Annotated in this window: 1 protein-coding gene; it reads right to left on the bottom strand. The window is 56.9% G+C overall.

Annotated elements, in window-relative coordinates; translation table 11 throughout:
• Window positions 1-36: 36 nt before the first annotated feature.
• Window positions 37-508, bottom strand: a 472-nt coding sequence (locus D3D02_RS19010; protein ID WP_121571361.1) for a metal-dependent hydrolase, incomplete at its 5' end; no start/stop codon positions are given.

Raw genomic sequence — 508 nt, 5'->3', positions numbered from 1 at the left:
CAGGGGTAAGACAAGAGATAGCCAAGCGTAGGTATCTCACACGCAGTCTGAGCGTGGGTGTTTCCGGTGGTAGAGTCGTAGTCCTACGAACATAGCAATAGCAAGAATGATCAAGTTCACCTGCGGATGAGTCCCCATCTCTTGGTAGATCCGGAAGAGTCGAACCCACGGCGCGACATCGTCGGCCGGAGATACTGGCACAGAATAGAGCGGGTACACCAGAAAGCGTGTAGCCCACAGATCACCTGCGAGGAAAAACTGGTACGTATCGCCAAGCAGGTGACTCGCATATCCGAGCGCAAACGCTGCTGGGGTGGCGGTTCGGAGTCGTTCGGGGAGGCTCTCAGCTGTCCAGCGGCTGCGAAGGCGGGTCGTGGCCCACCAGACCGCAAGCGAACATATCGTGAACGTGAATACGGAGTGGGCGAGCGAACGGCCATATCTGAGGATCTCGAGATACGCCAGGGGTTTGTCGATGAGATCCGGAAATTGGCTCCCAAACGCAAGC

It is taken from the genome of Halobellus sp. Atlit-38R, assembly GCF_003665925.1.
GTDB lineage: Archaea > Halobacteriota > Halobacteria > Halobacteriales > Haloferacaceae > Haloquadratum > Haloquadratum inordinatus.
The sequence above is the reverse complement of the archived record's forward strand: the minus strand, read 5'-3'. Positions and strand labels throughout refer to the sequence as shown.